Origin of the sequence: Pseudomaricurvus alcaniphilus, assembly GCF_011440395.1 — a bacterium.
In the GTDB taxonomy this organism is placed as follows: domain Bacteria; phylum Pseudomonadota; class Gammaproteobacteria; order Pseudomonadales; family Cellvibrionaceae; genus Pseudomaricurvus; species Pseudomaricurvus alcaniphilus.
The window spans coordinates 239,240-258,502 of the sequence record NZ_JAAOIX010000008.1; the positions used below are offsets into that span (position 1 = coordinate 239,240).

At 56.6% G+C, this 19,263-nt stretch carries 18 protein-coding genes; 11 read left to right on the forward strand and 7 right to left on the reverse strand.

From position 1 onward, the window contains the following. Positions 1 to 53: 53 nt before the first annotated feature. A complete protein-coding gene (gene hexR / locus G8764_RS16160) occupies positions 54 to 917 on the reverse strand; it encodes a transcriptional regulator HexR (RefSeq protein WP_481859751.1) in 864 nt (287 codons plus the stop codon). 200 nt (positions 918 to 1,117) lie between these two features. Between hexR and uvrD the strand changes: the two genes are divergently transcribed. Then, positions 1,118 to 3,283, forward strand: a complete 2,166-nt coding sequence (gene uvrD, locus G8764_RS16165) for a DNA helicase II (RefSeq protein WP_166165702.1) — start codon at positions 1,118 to 1,120, stop codon at positions 3,281 to 3,283. Between the two features lie 107 nt (positions 3,284 to 3,390). Then, positions 3,391 to 4,530: a TRAP transporter substrate-binding protein gene (locus tag G8764_RS16170; protein ID WP_166165703.1), complete on the forward strand. Its 1,140-nt coding sequence runs from the start codon at positions 3,391 to 3,393 to the stop codon at positions 4,528 to 4,530. Between the two features lie 46 nt (positions 4,531 to 4,576). On the opposite strand, the gene G8764_RS16175 is transcribed toward G8764_RS16170, so the two are convergent. The 3 genes from G8764_RS16175 to G8764_RS16185 all read right to left on the reverse strand — a co-directional run bounded on the left by G8764_RS16175 (position 4,577) and on the right by G8764_RS16185 (position 6,915). Then, positions 4,577 to 4,936 carry an acyl-CoA thioesterase gene (locus G8764_RS16175; protein WP_166165754.1) on the reverse strand — a complete coding sequence of 120 codons (360 nt, stop codon included), beginning with the start codon at positions 4,934 to 4,936 and terminating at the stop codon, positions 4,577 to 4,579. 75 nt (positions 4,937 to 5,011) lie between these two features. After that, positions 5,012 to 6,385 carry a TRAP transporter large permease gene (locus G8764_RS16180; RefSeq protein ID WP_166165704.1) on the reverse strand — a complete coding sequence of 458 codons (1,374 nt, stop codon included), beginning with the start codon at positions 6,383 to 6,385 and terminating at the stop codon, positions 5,012 to 5,014. A gap of 2 nt (positions 6,386 to 6,387) precedes the next feature. Next, positions 6,388 to 6,915 (reverse strand): TRAP transporter small permease subunit, encoded by a 528-nt coding sequence (locus G8764_RS16185; protein WP_243748839.1) that lies wholly within the window; start codon positions 6,913 to 6,915, stop codon positions 6,388 to 6,390. A 253-nt stretch (positions 6,916 to 7,168) separates the two neighbouring features. Between G8764_RS16185 and G8764_RS16190 the strand changes: the two genes are divergently transcribed. The 6 genes from G8764_RS16190 to G8764_RS16215 all read left to right on the forward strand — a co-directional run bounded on the left by G8764_RS16190 (position 7,169) and on the right by G8764_RS16215 (position 13,141). Beyond that, on the forward strand, positions 7,169 to 8,209 hold the full coding sequence (locus G8764_RS16190; protein ID WP_425049214.1) for a PstS family phosphate ABC transporter substrate-binding protein: 1,041 nt from the start codon (positions 7,169 to 7,171) through the stop codon (positions 8,207 to 8,209). Between the two features lie 166 nt (positions 8,210 to 8,375). After that, on the forward strand, positions 8,376 to 9,785 hold the full coding sequence (gene pstC, locus G8764_RS16195; protein ID WP_166165705.1) for a phosphate ABC transporter permease subunit PstC: 1,410 nt from the start codon (positions 8,376 to 8,378) through the stop codon (positions 9,783 to 9,785). Between the two features lie 16 nt (positions 9,786 to 9,801). Further along, on the forward strand, positions 9,802 to 11,088 hold the full coding sequence (pstA, locus tag G8764_RS16200) for a phosphate ABC transporter permease PstA (protein ID WP_243748840.1): 1,287 nt from the start codon (positions 9,802 to 9,804) through the stop codon (positions 11,086 to 11,088). Positions 11,089 to 11,259: 171 nt separating this feature from the next. After that, on the forward strand, positions 11,260 to 12,006 hold the full coding sequence (gene pstB, locus G8764_RS16205) for a phosphate ABC transporter ATP-binding protein PstB (protein WP_243748853.1): 747 nt from the start codon (positions 11,260 to 11,262) through the stop codon (positions 12,004 to 12,006). A 79-nt stretch (positions 12,007 to 12,085) separates the two neighbouring features. Further along, the gene (phoU, locus tag G8764_RS16210; RefSeq protein WP_207951922.1) at positions 12,086 to 12,808 is read left to right on the forward strand and encodes a phosphate signaling complex protein PhoU; all 723 of its coding nucleotides are present in this window, start codon (positions 12,086 to 12,088) and stop codon (positions 12,806 to 12,808) included. A 111-nt stretch (positions 12,809 to 12,919) separates the two neighbouring features. Beyond that, a complete protein-coding gene (locus tag G8764_RS16215; RefSeq protein WP_166165708.1) occupies positions 12,920 to 13,141 on the forward strand; it encodes a hypothetical protein in 222 nt (73 codons plus the stop codon). Between the two features lie 390 nt (positions 13,142 to 13,531). On the opposite strand, the gene G8764_RS16220 is transcribed toward G8764_RS16215, so the two are convergent. Beyond that, positions 13,532 to 14,818: a M48 family metalloprotease gene (locus G8764_RS16220; RefSeq protein WP_166165709.1), complete on the reverse strand. Its 1,287-nt coding sequence runs from the start codon at positions 14,816 to 14,818 to the stop codon at positions 13,532 to 13,534. A gap of 157 nt (positions 14,819 to 14,975) precedes the next feature. On the opposite strand from G8764_RS16220, the gene G8764_RS16225 reads away from it, so the two are divergent. The 3 genes from G8764_RS16225 to G8764_RS16235 all read left to right on the forward strand — a co-directional run bounded on the left by G8764_RS16225 (position 14,976) and on the right by G8764_RS16235 (position 16,982). After that, complete coding sequence (locus G8764_RS16225) at positions 14,976 to 15,455, forward strand: DUF4265 domain-containing protein (protein ID WP_166165710.1); 480 nt, start codon at positions 14,976 to 14,978, stop codon at positions 15,453 to 15,455. Positions 15,456 to 15,555: 100 nt separating this feature from the next. Then, on the forward strand, positions 15,556 to 16,326 hold the full coding sequence (gene yaaA, locus G8764_RS16230) for a peroxide stress protein YaaA (protein WP_166165711.1): 771 nt from the start codon (positions 15,556 to 15,558) through the stop codon (positions 16,324 to 16,326). 59 nt (positions 16,327 to 16,385) lie between these two features. Further along, positions 16,386 to 16,982, forward strand: a complete 597-nt coding sequence (locus G8764_RS16235; RefSeq protein ID WP_166165712.1) for a DUF938 domain-containing protein — start codon at positions 16,386 to 16,388, stop codon at positions 16,980 to 16,982. 9 nt (positions 16,983 to 16,991) lie between these two features. On the opposite strand, the gene G8764_RS16240 is transcribed toward G8764_RS16235, so the two are convergent. Together G8764_RS16240 and G8764_RS16245 are read right to left on the reverse strand one after the other, a co-directional pair. Then, the gene (locus G8764_RS16240) at positions 16,992 to 18,140 is read right to left on the reverse strand and encodes a GNAT family N-acetyltransferase (protein WP_166165713.1); all 1,149 of its coding nucleotides are present in this window, start codon (positions 18,138 to 18,140) and stop codon (positions 16,992 to 16,994) included. After that, positions 18,137 to 19,162, reverse strand: coding sequence for an NAD-dependent epimerase/dehydratase family protein (locus tag G8764_RS16245; protein ID WP_341806405.1), 1,026 nt, complete (start codon positions 19,160 to 19,162; stop codon positions 18,137 to 18,139). The genes G8764_RS16240 and G8764_RS16245 overlap by 4 nt, the downstream gene beginning before the upstream one ends. Positions 19,163 to 19,263: the final 101 nt, after the last annotated feature.

The following is a 19,263-nucleotide window of genomic DNA, read 5'->3' on the forward strand; positions in this document are numbered from 1 at the left end:
AAACCCACTTATACTGTACTTATATACAGTCTTGGGTTTGCTGGTTGTTGCTGTCAGCGCTTGTCTTCCGGTTGCACCCGCAGGGAGCGCAGCCCCTGTTTCAATTTGAAAAGGTGGTCCTGCAATTCGGAACCCTTGCGCTGGGCGACGCCGATGGCGAGCACATCGATCACTACCAGGTGGGCGATGCGCGAAGACAGGGGCGTATAGATTTCTATATCCTCCTCCACATCGACCACAATCGGAATACTGGCGTTGTGAATGACGGGTGTATTGCTCGGTGCAATGGCGATAACGACTCCGCCGGCCTGTTTCACCATATCCATCGAGTGCAACAACGCCTTGGTGCGGCCGCTCTGGGAAATGGCAACGATTACATCACCGGGTTGCATGGACATCGCCGACATATTTTGAATGTGCGGGTCGGAGTGAGCCGCGGTGGCCAGTTGCAGGCGGAAAAACTTGTGCTGGGCGTCGGCGGCGACGGCACCGGAAGCGCCAAAGCCGTAAAATTCCACCCGGTTGGCGTTGCAGATTGCACTGACCGCGGCGTCCAGAATGCCTGGGTCGAGCTTGTCGCGCACTTGCAGCAGGGTGTCGATGGTAGAGTCAAATACCTTGTGACTGAAGTCTGCGATAGAATCCTGGTCGGTCACAGCAATTTGACCAAAACTGGGGCTGGATGCCAGTTGTTGGGCGAGGTTGAGCTTGAAATCCTGGAACCCTTCGCAGCCAATGGCGCGACAAAAGCGTACCACGGTGGGTTCGCTGACTTCAGCCTGGCGGGCCAGGTCGACAATGCGCATGTGAATGATATCAGCAGGTTGGCGCAAGACGTAGTCGGCCACCTTGCGCTCTGATTTGCGCATGGTGGTCAGCGCCTCGCTGATGCGCATGGTCAATTCAGCGGGCTTCACACGGCATTCCTGTATTCATCGGGGCTCGGGCGGAATCTAATTTAACGAAGTTCTGATAGTATAAAAAATTATGTTGTAAACGCACGATATTTTTGTAGTTTCTTTACAAAAGCACCGCATTTACGAATTGGTTTGTGCATTGGGCCCTGCCCCCTGTGCGCGCTCGGGTTGAACCGGGTTATTTTTGAAAGAGTTTTGTCATGGATGTTTCCAATATTGTCGCCAACCTGAATGAGCCACAGCACCAGGCCGTTACGGCCCCTGCCACCAATCAGTTAATCCTGGCGGGTGCTGGCAGTGGCAAGACCCGGGTGCTGGTGCATCGCATTGCCTGGCTGATCCGGGTCGAGCAGGTGTCGCCCTACTCCATTCTCTCGGTCACCTTTACCAACAAGGCGGCGCGGGAAGTTCGCGGCCGAATCGATGAACTGCTGGGCCACAACGTGCGCGGAATGTGGGTCGGTACATTTCACGGCATTGCCCACCGCCTGCTTAAGGCGCACTGGCAGGAAGCGGGCCTGCCGCAAAATTTCCAGATTCTCGATAGTGATGACCAGCTGCGTATTATCAAGCGTGTGACCCAGCAACTGGGGCTGGATGAAAAGCAGTGGCCGCCGCGCCAGACCCAGTGGTATATCAATGGCCGCAAGGATGAGGGCGAACGACCCGACTATATCCAGCCCAGCGGTGACCCCTATATCACCACCATGATTAAATTGTACCGGGAATACGAAGCCGCTTGCGCCCGCGGCGGCATGGTGGATTTTGGTGAGTTGCTACTGCGCTCTCACGAGCTGTGGCTCAACTCACCCAGCCTGTTGGCTCATTACCAGGCGCGCTTTCCCTTTATTCTGGTGGATGAATTCCAGGATACCAATACCGTCCAGTACGCCTGGTTGAGAGTGTTGGCTGGGAACCAGTGCCGGGTGACTGCCGTCGGTGACGACGACCAGTCAATTTACGGTTGGCGGGGTGCCAAAATTGAAAATATACAGCGTTTCGAGCAGGACTTTAGCGGCGTAGAGCTGGTGCGGCTGGAGCAAAACTATCGCTCCACGGCGACGATTCTCGATGCCGCCAACGCGGTTATTGAACACAATCATGGTCGGCTGGGAAAAACCCTGCGCACCGAGGGCGAAAAAGGAGAGCCGATCGATCTGTATGCCGCGTTCAATGAGCAGGATGAAGCGCGCTATATTGTCGAGCGAATTCAGCAGCGGGTTGCCGGCGGTAACCGGCGTGACGATTGCGCCATATTGTATCGCTCCAACGCTCAATCCCGCGTGCTCGAAGAGGCCTTTTTGCGGGAGGGCATGCCCTATCGAATTTACGGTGGCCAGCGCTTTTACGAGCGCCTCGAGATACGCAATGCTCTGGCCTATTTGCGCCTGATTTCCAGCCGCGACGACGATGCGGCGTTTGAGCGCGTCATCAATACACCGACCCGCGGGATCGGTGAAAAAACGGTGGAAAAAATTCGCCTGCTGGCCCGCGAGCAAGGCTCATCCCTGTGGCAGGCAGCGGCGCATATCGTTGCCAGCAAAGGCCTGGCCGGGCGCGCGCTCAATGCCCTGGGCTCCTTTATGATTCTAGTGGATGGGTTGCAGGAGGCGAGCGCCGACAAACCGCTGCCGGGCCTGGTCGAAGACGTGATCCACAAATCCGGGCTCTACGAATTCCACAAAAATGAAAAAGGTGAAAAGGGTCAGGCGCGCATTGAAAACCTGGAAGAACTGGTGAATGCCTGTGGCGCCTTTAACAGTGACGATATGGAAACCCCGCTCCTGAACCAGTTTTTGGATACTGCGGCGCTGGATGCCGGCGACGCCCAGGCCGATGAATTTGAAGATGCAGTGCAACTGATGACCCTGCACTCCGCCAAAGGCCTGGAATTTCCAGTGGTATTCCTGGCTGGCGCAGAGGAAAATCTGTTTCCCCACCGCATGTCGGCAGAAGATCCGGCTCGCCTGGAAGAGGAGCGACGCCTCTGCTATGTGGGCATCACCAGGGCTATGGAAAAACTGGTAATTACCTATGCCGAAAGCCGGCGCTTGCATGGCCAGGACAATTACAATGCCGTATCGCGGTTTATACGGGAGATTCCGGCCCAGCTGATTGAAGAAGTCAGGGTCAATAATACGGTCAGTCGACCCATCAGCTTTCAGCGCAAGCAGGCAGCGTCGCTGAGTGACGAGGGTGAAAACACCGGCTTTTACCTGGGCCAGAGGGTGCAACACAAGGTGTTTGGCGAGGGGGTGATTTTGCATTTCGAGGGCAATCACCAGAACGCCACGGTGCGGGTGAATTTTGCCGAGGCGGGCACCAAGGAACTGATCTTGCGACTGGCGAAGCTGGAAGCCATTTGATTGAAGCACTACCTTGGTGTAAACAGTAAAGTGCCCGTAAGTGGCACATTTTAAATGAGCGTTTGGCCGGAGTTTTTCTGGCAGAGAACTATCTCAAGTGAGTAATCATGCAGTCGGCGAAAAAAAATAAGAATCAATCGATAATCATAATGGCGCTGGTCGCGCTTAGCGTGTTGCTGTTTTGGTTGCTGGTGGCCAGCAAGCTGGGGCAATCCGGCGCTGGAACAGCCGGGCAGGGCGGTAGTGCTACCGAGACAGATCGATTTCACTGGAAACTGGTGACCACCTGGCCCAAGAATTTTCCGGGGCTCGGGGCGGCGCCGGAGAACTTTGCTCGCTATGTAGAACAAATGAGTGGCGGACGCTTGACCATCAGTGTCTATGGTGCCGGAGAGCTGGTGCCGGCGCTGGGCGTATTCGACGCGGTTTCATCCGGCGGCGCCGAAGCGGGCCACGGCGCCGCCTATTACTGGAAGGGTAAAAATACAGCGACACCATTTTTCACCTCGATACCTTTCGGTTTAAATGCTCAGGAAATGAATGGTTGGCTCTATTACGGTGGGGGCATGGAATTGTGGCGCGAGATCTACGCACCCTTCAACCTAATACCGTTCGCCGCCGGCAATACCGGTGTGCAAATGGCCGGTTGGTTTAACCGCGAAATCAATTCCATGGCAGACATCAAGGGCCTGAAAATGCGCATTCCGGGTCTCGGTGCCATAGTCTGGAATCGGGCCGGTGGTTCGTCTATCAATATCCCCGGCGGTGAACTCTATACCTCCCTGCAAACCGGAGTGATCGACGCTACTGAGTGGGTTGGGCCCTACAATGACCTGGCGTTTGGCTTTTACCAGGTGGCAAAGTACTACTACTACCCTGGCTGGCACGAACCCGGCCCTACCCTGGAACTGATCGTCAATAAGGACGCCTACCAGCGCTTGCCGCAAGACCTGCAAAAGATTGTCGAAGTGGCGGCGCGGGCGGCAAATCAGGAAATGCTGGATGAATATACGGGTCGCAATAACGCCGCGCTGCAGGAATTGATTGAAAAGCACGGTGTCGATGTGCGGCCTCTACCGAAATCCGTACTGCTCGGGTTAAAAAAGATCGCCGATCAGGTGTATCTTGAAGAGGCCGAGCGCAATCCGGATTTCAAACGGGTTTTGCAGTCTTATAAAGCCTTTCAGAAGTCGGTCAGTGCCTACCACCGGGTATCGGAACAGCCCTATTACGAGATGCGAGAATAGACCACTGGAACTCCCCTGCGGCTCGCTCTTGTTGGGCTGTCTTAACCTAAGTGGGCTCTTTAACGATGGAGCGAGTGCGGCCGTTGTCGTCAATGGCGACGTAGACAAAGGTACTCTCAGTGAGTTTTACTCGCTCCTGGGATTCCGGTGGGCGCAGCCAGACATCGACCAGAACCCGTACTGACGAGCGTCCAACCTCTTCTATTTCAGCGTAGCAGCAAACAGTTGAGCCCAGTGGTACCGGTCGCAAGAAGGCCATGGTGTCAACCGCCACGGTGGTGACCCGGCCGCGGGCAATATTGGACGCCTTGATCGAACCGGCCAAATCCATCTGCGACATCAGCCAGCCACCATACACATCCCCATAGGGGTTGACGTCGGATGGCATGACCAGGGTGCGGGTCATTAATTCGCCTGTGGGTACCGGATCCTCGTCCAGGTCGCGATAGTCGTTACTCACCGTTTGTTCTACCTCATAATCTCAGTGCAATTGCGCCGGCAACCAGGTAACCAGTTGCGGCCAAAGGGCCAGCGCCAACATAAGCGCTAATTGGAGCACAATAAAAGGGAGAACACCACGATAAATCGCCATGGTGCTGACACTGGCGGGGGCGACCCCGCGCAGGTAAAACAGGGCGAAACCAAACGGGGGCGTCAGGAAAGAGGTTTGCAGATTGAGGGCGATCATAATACCCAGCCAGATCGGATCCAGGCCCATGGCCAGCAGTACCGGGCCGACAATGGGCACTACCACGAAGGTTATTTCAATAAAGTCAAGAATAAAGCCGAGCAGAAAGATCACCAGCATGACGATCAGGGTTGCGGTTATCACCCCTCCGGGCAGGCCGTTGAAAAACTCGGTGATGACATGCTCGCCGCCAAATCCGCGAAACACCAGCGAGAACAGCGAGGCGCCCAACAGGATGGTAAACACCATCACGGTAATTTCCGTGGTTGAGCGAACAATATCCCCGAGCCTGGCGATATCCAGGGCGCCCCGCTGCCAGGCCAGCAATACTGCGCCCATGGCGCCAACGCCAGCTGCTTCGGTTGGGGTGGCCGCCCCGCTGATGATTGAGCCCAGCACCAGTACGATCAATATCCCCGGTGGCAGCAGGCTGCGCAGCAGCTCGAACAGGGAGGGACGCTCCAGGTCACTGCTGTCCTGGCCGACCGGAGCCAAATCAGGCCTGCGCAACGAGGTGATAATCAGGTAAGCGATGTAGATGCTTACCAGCAAAAAGCCGGGCACTATGGCCCCGATAAACAGGTCCCCTACCGACACCGGCTGCGGGTTGAAGATCCCCTGCTGCAATTGCGCTTGCTGGTAGGCGCTGGAGAGAATATCGCCCAGCAGCACCAGGGCGATGGACGGCGGTATGATTTGCCCCAGGGTGCCAGTGGCGCAGATGGTACCGGTGGCCAATTCGGCGCTGTACCCCCGTTTCAGCATGGCGGGCAGTGACATCAGGCCCATGGTGATAACAGTGGCACCGACAATGCCGGTACAGGCGGCCAGGAACATACCCACAATAACCACCGAGATGGCCATCCCCGCAGGCAGGCGACCGCAGAGGCGGGCCATGCTGTCCAGCAGTTGCTCAGCCAGTTTGGAGCGCTCGAATACCACGCCCATGAGCACAAACAGAGGCACTGCGATCAGGGTGTAGTTGTTCATGGTGCCGAATATTCTATCCGGGAAAGCGCGCAGCAAGTTGGCGTCAAAATGGCCACTGAGGATACCCAGGCCGGCGCAGCTCAATGCTGTACCCGCCAGGGTAAAGGCCACCGGGTAGCCGAACATCAGGGCCAGGCAGACACACAGGAACATCAGCAGTGGTACCAGTTCTGCCATGATCAGTTATCTCGCTCGGTGAGAGTCAGCAGCGATCGCAATACTTCGGCCACCCCCTGCAGCGCCAGCAATGCCGCAAACAGCGGAATCAGGGTCTTGAGCAGGAATACAGCCGGTATCCCGTCGGCGTTGGGCGAACCCTCGGCAATACGCCAGGCATTGACGGTATAGTCCCAGCTGCTAAACAGGACAAACCCGCAGATCGGCAACAGGAATACCAGGCTGCCAATACCATTGACCCAGGCCTTTTGCCGTTCAGTGTAGTTGCGGTAGAAAATATCGACCCGCACATGGCCGTCGCGCTCGAGGGTAAAGGCGGCGCCGAGCAGAAATACGACGGCGTGCAGGTAGCTGATGGACTCCTGCATAGCGATATAACCCACCGAAAAGCCGTAGCGCAAAATAACGATCAGGCAGGTGAGCAGCATCATCAACAGGGTTAACCAGGCAACTATGCGGCCCGTCAGGCGAGCGAAGGAGTCAATGCAGGCAACCACTCGGCCGGCGGCGCTGGGCATAGAGGAGGACATAAATGTCGCACTCCGTGGCAATGTTATTGAAATTTGGGAGCAGTATAGCGGAAAGATCATGGAAAACAGACCACTGCTGCAGGCCGCCAGACTGGCACCGGCCATTCCAGCCATGTTATATTTCGCGCCTGTCACATTAGTGTCATGTTTGCTTCATAGTATTGTCACCTCTGAGAACTAGCATCTACGCCAGAGTAAATAACCGGGCTTATTCGATACTACTTAAGCCAGACATCTGTCCCAGGAGGAAACTGTGAAAAAAACCCTTATGATCGCAACCCTAGCGGCTACTGCCCTGGGTGCGCAATTCGCCACTGCCGCTCGTGATTACATCAGCGTCGTTGGATCTTCTACTGTGTATCCCTTTTCCACCGTTGTGGCTGAACGTTTCGGCAAAAGTACCAATTACAAAACCCCAAAAATCGAGTCCACAGGTACTGGTGGTGGCATGAAGCTATTCTGCCAGGGGGTGGGTGTTGCCAACCCGGATATCACCAATGCTTCGCGTCGCATCAAGAGCTCCGAATTTGAAATGTGCCAGAAAAACGGCGTCCGCGATATTATTGAAGTGCTGATAGGCTACGACGGTATCGTGATTGGCAACTCGGTTGAATCACCCCAGTTGGATCTCACCCTCAAGGAGCTGTTCCTGGCCCTGGCGGCGGAAGTACCCAATCCGGACGGCTCGGAAACCCTGGTGAAAAACCCCTACAAGACCTGGAAAGACATCAACCCGACTCTGCCCAACTACAAGATTGAGGTGCTCGGCCCACCGCCCACGTCCGGTACCCGGGATGCATTCCAGGAATTGGCGCTGGAAGGCGGTTGCGACTCCATTGCCTGGATCAAGGCCCTGAAGGACAGCGACAAAGACCTGCACAAGAAGGTTTGTCGTACCGTGCGTGAAGATGGCCCGTTTATCGAAGCCGGTGAAAACGATAACCTGATCGTACAGAAGCTCAACGCCAACAAGAGAGCCCTGGGCATCTTCGGTTTCAGTTTCCTCGACCAAAACAGCGACAAGATCCAGGGTTCCCTGATCGGCGGTAACCCGCCGGAATTCGAGACCATCGCTGACGGCTCTTACCCGGTCTCCCGGCCGCTGTACTTCTATGTCAAAAAAGACCATATTGGCACCATTCCGGGTATGCAGGAGTACCTGGCTGAGTTCACCAGTGAAGCAGCTTTTGGCGAGGAAGGTTACCTGAGCGAGAAAGGCATGATTCCACTGGGTGACGCCGAGCGAGCCAAGGTGGCCAACGCTGTGAAGACCCTGCAGAGCATGTCGATGTAAGCTTTAAGACTCGTACTAAAGGCAGTTTATACTGCAGTGCTAATAGCCTGGGCCAAAAGTCGCCCGGGCTATTTTTTAACTTACCAGCAGATGTTTGCGAAAAGCCGGACCGGCCTGCTTTTCCCAGCCATTTGAAGCCTCATTGAGGTTCTTGTTTGGACACTTTATGAATACATCCAGCCTGCTGCTCACCATTGTTGTTTTGATTGCCGTGGCCTACTTTTTCGGTCGCCGGCGCTCGGTCTCCCTGGCAGATACCTCCCAGGGTGGCTATCGCAACCTCAACTCCCTGCCCTTCTATTACGGCACCCTGACCGCGCTGTGGTGTGGTATACCGGCACTGCTGGTAGTGGCCCTGTGGTTAGTCTTTGACAACACCATTATCGATAGCCTGATTCTCGCCCAGCTACCCGAGCCTGTGCGCGCGCTGCCGGATGGGGAACTGGGCCTGGTGCTGAACAGCATCAAGAACCTGGCGGCTGAAAATATGACCGCCGGCGACCCGGAACCCTACGTAGTAGCTGCTGCCGACAGTCTCAATCGTATAACCGCTATCAGCCAGATGGCCATGGCGGTGCTCGGCTTGACACTGGGCATGTCACTGGCGGTATTCTCCTGGTTTCGCATCCAGCCGCAGCAGAAAGCCCGCTTGCAGGTAGAAAAAGTCTTTAAATTTATCCTCCTCAGCTGTGCCAGTATCGCCATCCTCACCACGGTTGGCATTGTGTTTTCGGTGATCTTTGAGTCGCTGCGCTTTTTCCAGGCAGTGCCGTTTACCGAATTTATTTTTGGCACCCACTGGAGCCCGCAGATGGCCATTCGGGCCGACCAGGTGGGCAGCTCGGGGGCGTTTGGTATTATTCCGCTGTTTACCGGCACCCTGCTGATTTCCGCCATCGCCCTGATTGTCGCGGTGCCCACCGGACTGATGACCGCGATATATCTGTCGGAGTATGCCAGCTCCACAGTGCGCTCGATTGTAAAGCCGCTGCTGGAAGTGTTGGCGGGCATCCCGACCGTGGTCTATGGCTTCTTCGCCGCCCTGACGATTGCGCCGCTGATTCGCGACGGCGGCGCCTGGACGTTTGAGTTTCTCGGCTTGCAAATGGCCATCTCTTCCGAGAGTGCCCTCGCCGCAGGCCTGGTGATGGGGGTTATGATTATCCCCTTTGTCTCATCCCTGTCCGACGATGTGATCAATGCCGTACCCCAGGCGCTGCGTGATGGTTCCTTCGGCCTCGGTGCGACGCGCTCGGAAACCATCAAGCAGGTGGTCCTGCCGGCGGCGTTACCGGGTATTGTCGGCAGTGTGTTGCTGGCGGCGTCGCGCGCCATCGGTGAAACCATGATCGTGGTTATGGCTGCCGGCCTGGCGGCCAACCTGACCGCCAACCCGCTGGAATCGGTAACCACAGTCACCGTGCAAATCGTCACCCTGCTGGTGGGTGACCAGGAGTTTGACAGCCCCAAAACCCTGGCCGCTTTTGCCCTGGGCTTGATGCTGTTTATAGTGACTCTGGCGCTGAACTACCTGGCCCTGCACGTGGTGAAGAAGTACCGGGAACAATATGAGTAATCCACAGGATACGACTATGTCTGAAAAACTCAGCACCATCGACCTGGTCAACAAGAACCTCGCCCGCCGCTATCGTCGGGAGAAGCGCTTTCGCGCCTACGGTATTGCGTCCATTATGTTTGGGCTGTTGTGCCTGGTGATATTGTTTGCCGACATCATTGGCAAGGGACACTCGGCGTTCCTGCAAACCTACGTGCGTTTGAATGTTGAACTTAGTGCTGAAGCGCTGGGTATCAGCGATATCAACGATCCGTCCCAGTTTGTGCGCGCCAATTATGACGGGGTGCTGAGAAACGCCCTCCGGGAGCGCTTTCCGGAAGTGAATAAACGCCGAGAGAAGCGTAATCTGTACGGCATAATCAGTAACGGCGCCGGTTACCAGCTGCGCGATTTACTGGAGCAAAACCCGCAGCTGATCAATACCCGGGTCGATATCTGGGTGCTGGCCGATGACGACTACGACACCTATTACAAGAGTCGCAGCAGCGATGGCAGCGAGGCCTACACCGGCCGCTTTTCCGAGACCCAGATAGGCTGGATCGAAGCCCTGATTGCCGACGGTGTGGTGGAAAAGCGCTTTAACCGGACGTTTTTCCAGGCCGGCGATTCCCGCGAACCGGAGCAAGCCGGTATTCGCGGTGCCATGATGGGCTCGCTGTACACCCTGATTGTCACTTTTGTGCTGTCATTTCCTATCGGCGTGGCGGCGGCGGTGTACCTGGAAGAGTACGCCCACAAAAATCGATTTACCGACTTTATCGAGGTTAATATCAATAACCTGGCCGCTGTGCCATCGATTATTTTCGGTTTGCTCGGTCTGGCTATTTTCATCAACTTCTTTTCCATGCCGCGCTCCATTCCATTGGTGGGTGGTATCGTGCTCACCCTGATGACATTGCCGACCATCATTATTTCCAGTCGTGCCGCGATCAAGGCGGTGCCACCGTCGATCCGTGAAGCGGCGCTGGGCATTGGCGCTTCCAAGATGCAGGTTATCCTGCACCACGTCCTGCCGTTGGCCATGCCCGGGATGCTGACCGGTGCCATTATCGGCATGGCCCAGGCCCTCGGTGAAACTGCCCCCCTGCTGTTGATCGGCATGGTGGCCTTTATCGTCGATGTACCTGGTGGCATTACCGATCCGTCAACGGTATTGCCAGTGCAGATCTTCCTGTGGTCTGATAGTCCGGAGCGGGCATTTGTAGAGCGCACTTCCGCGGCGATTATGGTGCTACTGGGCTTTTTGATCGTTATGAACACCCTGGCAGTCCTGCTGCGTCGGCGCCTTGAGCGTCGCTGGTAGACTTAATAATCGGAATCGGATAGATAGGTGCAAGTTATGGAAGCCACTGTCGGAAGCGCAAATACTATTGGTAAATTAAACAGTGAGGCCCCGGTGAGCAAAGCAACTGCGAATTATAAAGAACAAGCTGCTGGTAAAACCGTCGGCATACCGTTTGTCGAACATCCGAAAATGTCGATGCGGGATGTGCAGGTTTACTACGGTGACAAGCAGGCAATTTTTGACGTAGGCCTTGATATTGGCAAGAATGAAGTGGTGGCAATGATTGGCCCCTCTGGCTGTGGCAAGTCCACTTTTTTGCGCTGCCTGAATCGCATGAACGACACCATCGATATCTGCCGGGTCGAAGGCAGCTTGAAGCTGGAGGAGCTGGATATCTACGATCCCAAGCTGGATGTCGTACCGCTGCGGGCCCGGGTTGGTATGGTGTTTCAGAAACCCAACCCGTTCCCCAAGTCGATCTACGACAACGTGGCTTACGGACCGCGTATTCACGGTCTCGTCAGTCGCAAATCGGAGCTGGATGAAATCGTAGAAACCAGCCTGCGCCGCGCGGGTTTGTGGGAGGAAGTCAAAGACCGTCTGCTGTCACCCGGCACAGGCTTGTCCGGGGGCCAGCAGCAGCGTCTCTGTATTGCCCGCACCATCGCCGTGAGCCCGGAAGTGATATTGATGGATGAGCCCTGCTCCGCGCTGGATCCCATTGCAACGGCCAAGATCGAGGAGCTGATTGCAGAGTTGAGCGCCAACTTCACCATCGCCATTGTTACCCACTCGATGCAGCAAGCGGCACGGGTGTCTGATCGCACCGCTTATTTTCATCTCGGTAAATTAATCGAGGTCAATGAAACCGAGAAGGTATTTACGAACCCGGATCATGAGCTTACCGAAGCTTATATTACTGGCAGGTTTGGTTAACACCATCGGCATCAACGCCGTTACAGCTGTCGCCGTAATGGAAACAATACATCTATACTTCCGTTGACAGGAGTGGAGCATGGATAAACTGAGCATAGGCCAACATATATCCGGGCAGTTTAATGCCGATCTGGAAGCGTTAAAAACCGAATTGCTGGAAATGGGCGGGCTCGTTGAAGAGCAGGTAATCAGTGCGGTCAAGGCAATTACATCCGCCGACAGTGAACTGGCAGAGCAGGTAATTACCAGGGAAGAAGAAGTCGATAACTTTGAGGTGAAGCTGGACGAGCAGTGCACCCTGGTTTTGGCTCGGCGCCAGCCGGCGGCGGGCGATCTGCGTATGGTGCTGGCGGTGGCTAAAATAATTCGCGATCTGGAGCGCATGGGTGATGAAGCGCAGAAGATTGCCAAGATGGCGCTGGAGCTCAATGAAGAGGGCGAGGCACCTCGAGGCTACGTAGAGTTGCGCCATATCGGTTCGCTGGTGCATCAAATGGTGATCAATACCCTGGATTGCTTTGCCCGCTTTGACGTCAACCTGGCCTTAAACGTCGCCAAGGAAGATGGTCGCGTCGACCAGGAATACAAGTCGGCCATGCGTGAACTGGCCACTTATATGATGGAAGATCCACGCTCCATATCCAGGGTCCTGAATATCGTCTGGGCTATTCGCTCGCTGGAGCGAATCGGCGACCACTCCCGCAATATTGCCGAACACGTCATCTTCCTGGTCAAGGGGCTGGATGTGCGGCACGTCAGCGTCAAGGAGATGCAGCGCAAGTTAGGCCAGGAAGACGATTAGCCAGGGCTGCACCTTCAGCGGGCTCCAATTAACGACAATTACGGTTGGTATCTGCCGGTATAACTCTTATCATCTATACTTTGATACATATTCTGGAATTGGGAGTTTGAGATGGTTTTGAGGTTTGTCCTGGTGGTTGCTGTTTTCCTGGTGGGCTGCGAAAGGGATTCGAAGTTCAGGAAAATGCCCGACTATGACTTGTCCCAGCGCTACGGCGAATGCCTGGACCGCAAACCCACCGCTCCCGGACAAGCCCAGGTGTGTGAAAACCTGCGCAAGGAGTGCGAGCGGCGCAAGGCAGAGCTGGGCAGTTTTATTTGCCGGGTGAATTGATCGCCCACCCCTCCTCCTTTATTTCCACCAAGCCACCGCCAGAACAGTAGTCCTTCAGGTGGCATCGCCCTTCCTGATTACCCCTATGAATAAGCCAGCTCTCGGAGATAGTAGACATATACCTCGTAAACCTTGGGACATCAGCTTTTCTCCCGGCCTGGCTCCAGGGGCTTGCGTTCAAGACTCGCCGAATACCCATCCCTGGGGGCTCCACGACAGCATCCATGCTGTCGAGGGTCTTGAACGCAAGCCCCTGGAGCCAGACCTACCATAGAGCCAGTTGGACGAAGCTTAACTTTAGTGATAATTAGTACAGATTGTACTGTTTATTTATACAGCATTTGGCGGCTTGGTGAAAGTGGTAATTAGGTCGCCCTTTAGCTTACCTTCTCAGCTCGCCGCGGGAGGTGTCGGTACCAGTTCCTGCAAATAGGCCTGGGATTTTTCCCCCAGCTCGCCGCCGGCCTGGGCCGCATGCTGGAAATAGGTGATCGCCTGCTGCTTGTCGCCCTGGGCCAGCTTTACCTCACCCAGGTAAAACGCCGCCGCCTGGGTTGGCAGCAACTTGCTGCTGGCAACCAGGTCCTGCTCGGCGCGCTGGTAGGACTTCAGTTGCCGGGCGGCGATACCACTGCCCAGCAGTGGCAAGTAGTATTCCGGGTAGAGTTTGTGCGACTGCTCAAAGTAACTGATGGCCTGCTTGAAGTTCTTGGCTTGCAGTTGCAATTGGCCCATGGTGGCCGGGAACAACGCCTCCCGCGGCTGCAGTTTCATGGCCTGGTTGACGAGGCTGCGGGCTTTATCAAAATCACCGCTGTTGGCGGCGGCAATAGCCTCCTGGTGTTTGGCATAGGCGGCCTTGTCGCGGTTGATCTGGGCGATGGCGCGCTGATAGGCGGCTTGGTTGCGGTTGCTACCAGTCAGTTTGGCGGCGTGTTCGCGATTCGCTTCAACCCGCTGGGCGGAGGGCGGGTGGCTGGCAAACAGGCCCTCGAGCCAGTTGCTCTGCCGACCTTCCGCCAGGCGCAAAAAGGTCTCTTGCAACTCTACCGCAGCGTCGGGGTCGTAACCGGCCCGAGCCATATAGAGCATACCGTAGCGATCTGCTTCCAGTTCCTGTTCGCGGCCGTACCTGGCCTGGTACATGGCTGAACCCAGCTGTGCGCCAGTGCCTATCAGCTGGCCGTACTCGGTGCGGCCGCCGGCGGCAACCGCTATTTGGGTGCCAACACCGAGGATTACACTCTGGGTCATTTGCTGGGCGCCGTGGCGGGCGGCGGCGTGCACCACCTCATGGCCGAGTACGGCCGCCAGTTGTGCTTCATCCTGCAGGTGCACCAGTAAGCCGCGGTTGATGGCGATCTTGCCGCCCGGCAGCGCCCAGGCATTGGGGCTGTCATTGTTCAGCACGACAAACTCGTAGGGTAAATCCGGGCGACCGCTTTTGGCGGCCAGTTTCTGCCCCACCTGGTTCACATACACACTCAACTCCGGATCCACCATATACAGGCCGCCCTGGCTCTGCTGGCTGGGGCCGTACTGTTGCGCCCCCATGGCCACTTCCTGCTGGGGTGAGATAATAGTGAACTGGGATTCCCCGGTAACCGGGTTGGTGGTGCAGCCGGCCAGGGCTGACAAGGTCAGTAAAATGCCGGCCAGGCGGTAGCGAAGCGTCATGCAATTCTCCATATGCTGGGTATTATCCGTATAATACCCGTTGAACTCTTAACTCAATATTAACAGTGGCCATCGCAAGTATTAACAACCGCGGTAATTATTTTCTCATTGCCCGGTTTGTCAGCTGGCCAGCGGTCGCACAGAAAACTCCTATTCTATGAACACAGCATTACAAGTTATTGAACTTTTCGCCGGCACCGGTCCCGACGGCAAACCGGTGGCGGAACGACTGCGAGTCATCGTTCACGAGGACAACAGTTGCGAACTGGTGCAATCACCGGCCTTTGTCAAAGGCGTGGCGCGCGGCGACCTGATCAAACTGGAGCCGGGCAGCCAGCAGTTCACCCTGCTCAAACGCAGTGGCAATTTATCGATTCGGGTATTCTGCCGCGACGACAGCAGTGAGCTGGTGGATGAATTGACGCCGGCGCTGGAAAAGCTGGGCGGTGACCTGGATATCGAAACACCGCGTATGCTGGTCTACAGTATCCATGTCAGCTGCGGCTTCCAGCAAATTGAAAAGCTGCTCAACAGCGTTGTCAGCGATGATGTGGCCTGGGTGTACGGTAATGTCTACGATCCCGAGGATGGCGAGACTCCGCTCAACTGGTGGCAGGAAATTTTGCAGCCCGAGTAGCGACAGCGCTCTATTCACCGCACTGTTGTCCGCTTGACGCTGAAACCGGCAACAGGCTGGTGCACCTGAGTTTTAAACCCCCTAAGTATTGGAATACCTGATGTTACTGGTGATATCACCCGCGAAAAACCTCGATTACGACACCCCGCTCCCGACTCGGGAGCACACCGAGCCGGAGTTCCTGCAGCATGCCGGCGCCCTGGTGGACGAGCTGCGGCATCTGGCTCCCCACGACCTGTCCCAGTTGATGGGTATCAGTGACAAGCTGGGCGTGCTTAATTTTGACCGCTTTCAACAGTGGCACACACCCTTTACCCCGGCAAACGCCAGACCGGCGGCGCTGGCTTTCAATGGTGATGTCTACAGTGGCCTGGATGCCCGCAGTTTCAGCAGCGAGGACTTCGAGTTTGCCCAACAGCACCTGCGTATCCTGTCCGGGTTGTACGGCCTGTTGCGGCCACTTGACCTGATGCAGCCCTATCGGTTGGAAATGGGCACTCGGTTCGCCAATGCCCGGGGTAAAAACCTGTACGGCTTTTGGGGGGCGACCATTACCGAGGCGCTGAATCGGCAGCTGCAGGCCCTGCAAACTGACGTGTTGGTCAATCTCGCGTCCAACGAGTACTTCAAGTCAGTGCAGCCGAAATTGCTGCAAGCTGAAATTATCACCCCGGTTTTCAAGGACTGGAAGAACGGGCAGTATAAAATCATCAGCTTCTTTGCCAAGAAGGCGCGCGGCCTGATGTGCGCCTACGCCATTAAAAACCGCCTGACGGCGGCCGAGCAGCTGCAAGCTTTTGACCGCGATGGTTACGCCTACAACGAAGACTTGTCATCGACCAAAGAGTGGGTATTTACCCGGCGCCAGTAGCAGTAACCCGTGCCGGCGAGGCAAATTATACCGAGCACTGATAACGACCGGAGTACGCGATGTTCGAAAAACCCTTTTCCCAGGCCTGTGAAAACAACAAGCGGCCCATACTTGCAGTACTGCGGCGTCATTTTACCAGCCCGGGCCGGGTGCTGGAAATCGGCAGCGGCACCGGTCAGCACGCGGTGTTTTTCGCTGAGCAATTGCCTCACATTCAGTGGCAAACCAGCGACCTGCTGCCCAATCACAGCGCCATAGAGGCCTGGATGTCCACCTATCAGGGGGAAAACCTGCTGCCGCCACTGGCGCTGGATGTAACGGGTGAGAGCTGGCCGCATGAACCATTTGATGGCGCGTTTACGGCCAACACCGTCCATATTATGGCCTGGCCGCAGGTGTTGGCGATGCTCGACGGGCTCCGCCGCTGTCTCAAGCCCGGTGCCAAACTGGTCATTTACGGGCCTTTCAACTACCACGGCCAGTTCACCAGTGAGAGCAACGCCGATTTTAACGACTGGCTGCAGCAACAGCAGCCCCACCAGGGTATTCGCGACTTTGAAGCTCTCTGTGAGGCAGCGGCAGTGCGTGGTCTGGTGTTTATGGAAGACAATACCATGCCCGCCAACAACCGCTGCCTGGTGTTCCAGCGGGGTTAGAACTGTGGATTATTCCGGCGCTTGCTGCTGCCGAAAGGGCAGATAAGTGGCGCAGTCCTGCTGGTAGGCCTCGATACCGGGGCGCTCCCGCTGCAGGAAATCGGCGATAGCGGCGCGAAAGCGGGGCTCGGCAATCCAGTGACTGGAGCAGGTGAGGGTGGGCTCAAAGCCCCGTTGAATCTTGTGTTCACCCTGGGCCCCGGGATCGAAAACCTGCAGGCCGCGTTCAATGGCGAACTCGATACCCTGGTAGTAGCAGGTTTCAAAGTGCAGCCCTGGCACTTCTTCGATACAGCCCCAATAGCGACCGAACAAATGGGTTTGGCTAAAGAAACACAGTGCTGCGCCCAGAGTCTCGCCATGGCGCTCGGCGCGCACCATAAGTATTTGCTCCCCCACACTTTCGCCGATAAGCGCGAAAAAGTCCCGGTTCAAGTAGCCGCTGTTGCCGCTGCGCTTGAGGTAGGTGTAGTGATAAAAGTGGTAGAACTGGTCCCAGTCGGCGCTGCTGATCTCCGTGCCTACCAATCGCGTCAACCGGATTCCGGCGTCGACAATTTGTTTGCGCTCCTTGCGCACCGCTTTGCGCTTGCGGGAATTGAACTGGTCGAGAAAATCCTGAAAATCCCGGTAACCGCGGTTGTACCAGTGAAACTGGCAACCCAGGCGGGACAGCAGCTGTGGTTGCCAGAGCTGGTTGTCGCTGTGGTCGTGAAACAGGCTGTGCCAGCTGCTCAGTTGCTGCTGCTGGCAATAGTCGGCCAGATAGCGGCTGATGTCCTCCATAACCGCAGCCCGATCGCGACCCGCTTGCACCGCCAGGCGCGGTCCGCAGGAGGGGGTGAAAGGAATGGCATTGAGCAATTTGGGGTAGTAGTCGAGGCCGTGGCGGCGGTAGGCGTCGGCCCAGGCCCAGTCGAATACATACTCGCCATAGGAGTGGGTTTTCAGGTACAGGGGCATAGCTGCCACAGGGTTTTCGCCCTCCTGCCACAGCAGGTGGCTGGGTATCCAGCCGCTCTCGGAGTTGGTGCAGCCGCTGTCTTCCAGCGCGGCCAGGAAGGCGTGGCGGATAAACGGATAGTCGCTGGCCCACAGCTTGTCCCAACTCTGCGGCTCGATGTCGTGGATTGAACCCAGCAATTTGATGTCGCTCATTCTCCGCACTCTCCGCTCGCGGCGCGGCGCTGCAGGAAGGCGCGCAGCAACTCCCCGTAGCCGACCCGGTAATCGGGGTATTGCAAGCTGAAGCCGCTGTCGAGCAGGCGTTGATTGCAACAGCGCTTGCCGCCGGCAGCGGCACCCGGTTCGCTCTCTGGCGTATTGGCTGGATCGCCTGTGGGTTCGCCGACAGGTTCGGCCAGGAGATCCATTTGCCGGGCCAACCAGTGCTGCACCTCACTGGCGCGCACCGGCAGGCTATCACTGCCCAGGTAGAGTGGCTGCAGGGCTGTGCCCAATCGCTGCTGTTCGATCAGGTGGGCGATGGCGGCGCCACAGTCGTCGGCGTGGATGCGATTGGTGTAGTGGTCGGCCCCGCTGAGGACGCCGCGCTCGCGCCAGACCCGCTGCAGCAGGCGGTCTCTACCGGGGCCGTAGATACCGGCGAAGCGGATCACCACAGCGTTGAGTTCCGAGTCTTGCAGCAGGCGCTCCGCCTCCAGCAGGCGTTGACCGTTGAAACTTGCGGGTTGCGTGGCTGAATCTTCATTCACCCATTCACCCTGGGCCTGGCCGTTGACACTGGTGCTGGAGACATACACCACCAGCCGCGGCGGCCGCGCCTGGCGCCGCAGTTGCGCCAGCAGATTGCCGGTTCCTTGCACATAAGTCTCCCGGTAGCCGCTGTCGGTGTAGGCCGCCGGGGTGAGGGTGATGACCACCACATCGCTGTGGTGGCTGAGCGCGGCAGCGAGGCTGGCACTGTCCTGCACGTCGGCCGCCCGGTAGCGGATGTTGGCGCTGTCTTCCGGCGGGCGCCGGCGAATACCCATGACCTGGTATTGCGCTTGCGGCAGCCGCTGGGCCAGCCGTCGACCAATATCGCCGCAGCCGATCACAGTGACTATTTGGCGCGAGTGGGTCAAGGCGTTGCTCTCCTGTGATAGCTGTTTGTGGGCTAATGGTGAGTAGCGGTTGGTTAATACCTGCAGTAGCCCCCGTACAAGGTTACGAGCCACCGGCGTAGAGGGATTTTAAACCGTAATAAAAACTTCCTGGCCAATAGTTTTCGTCTATTCACTGATTGTGCCAAAATGATCGGGTCGAATCCGGTTGTGGC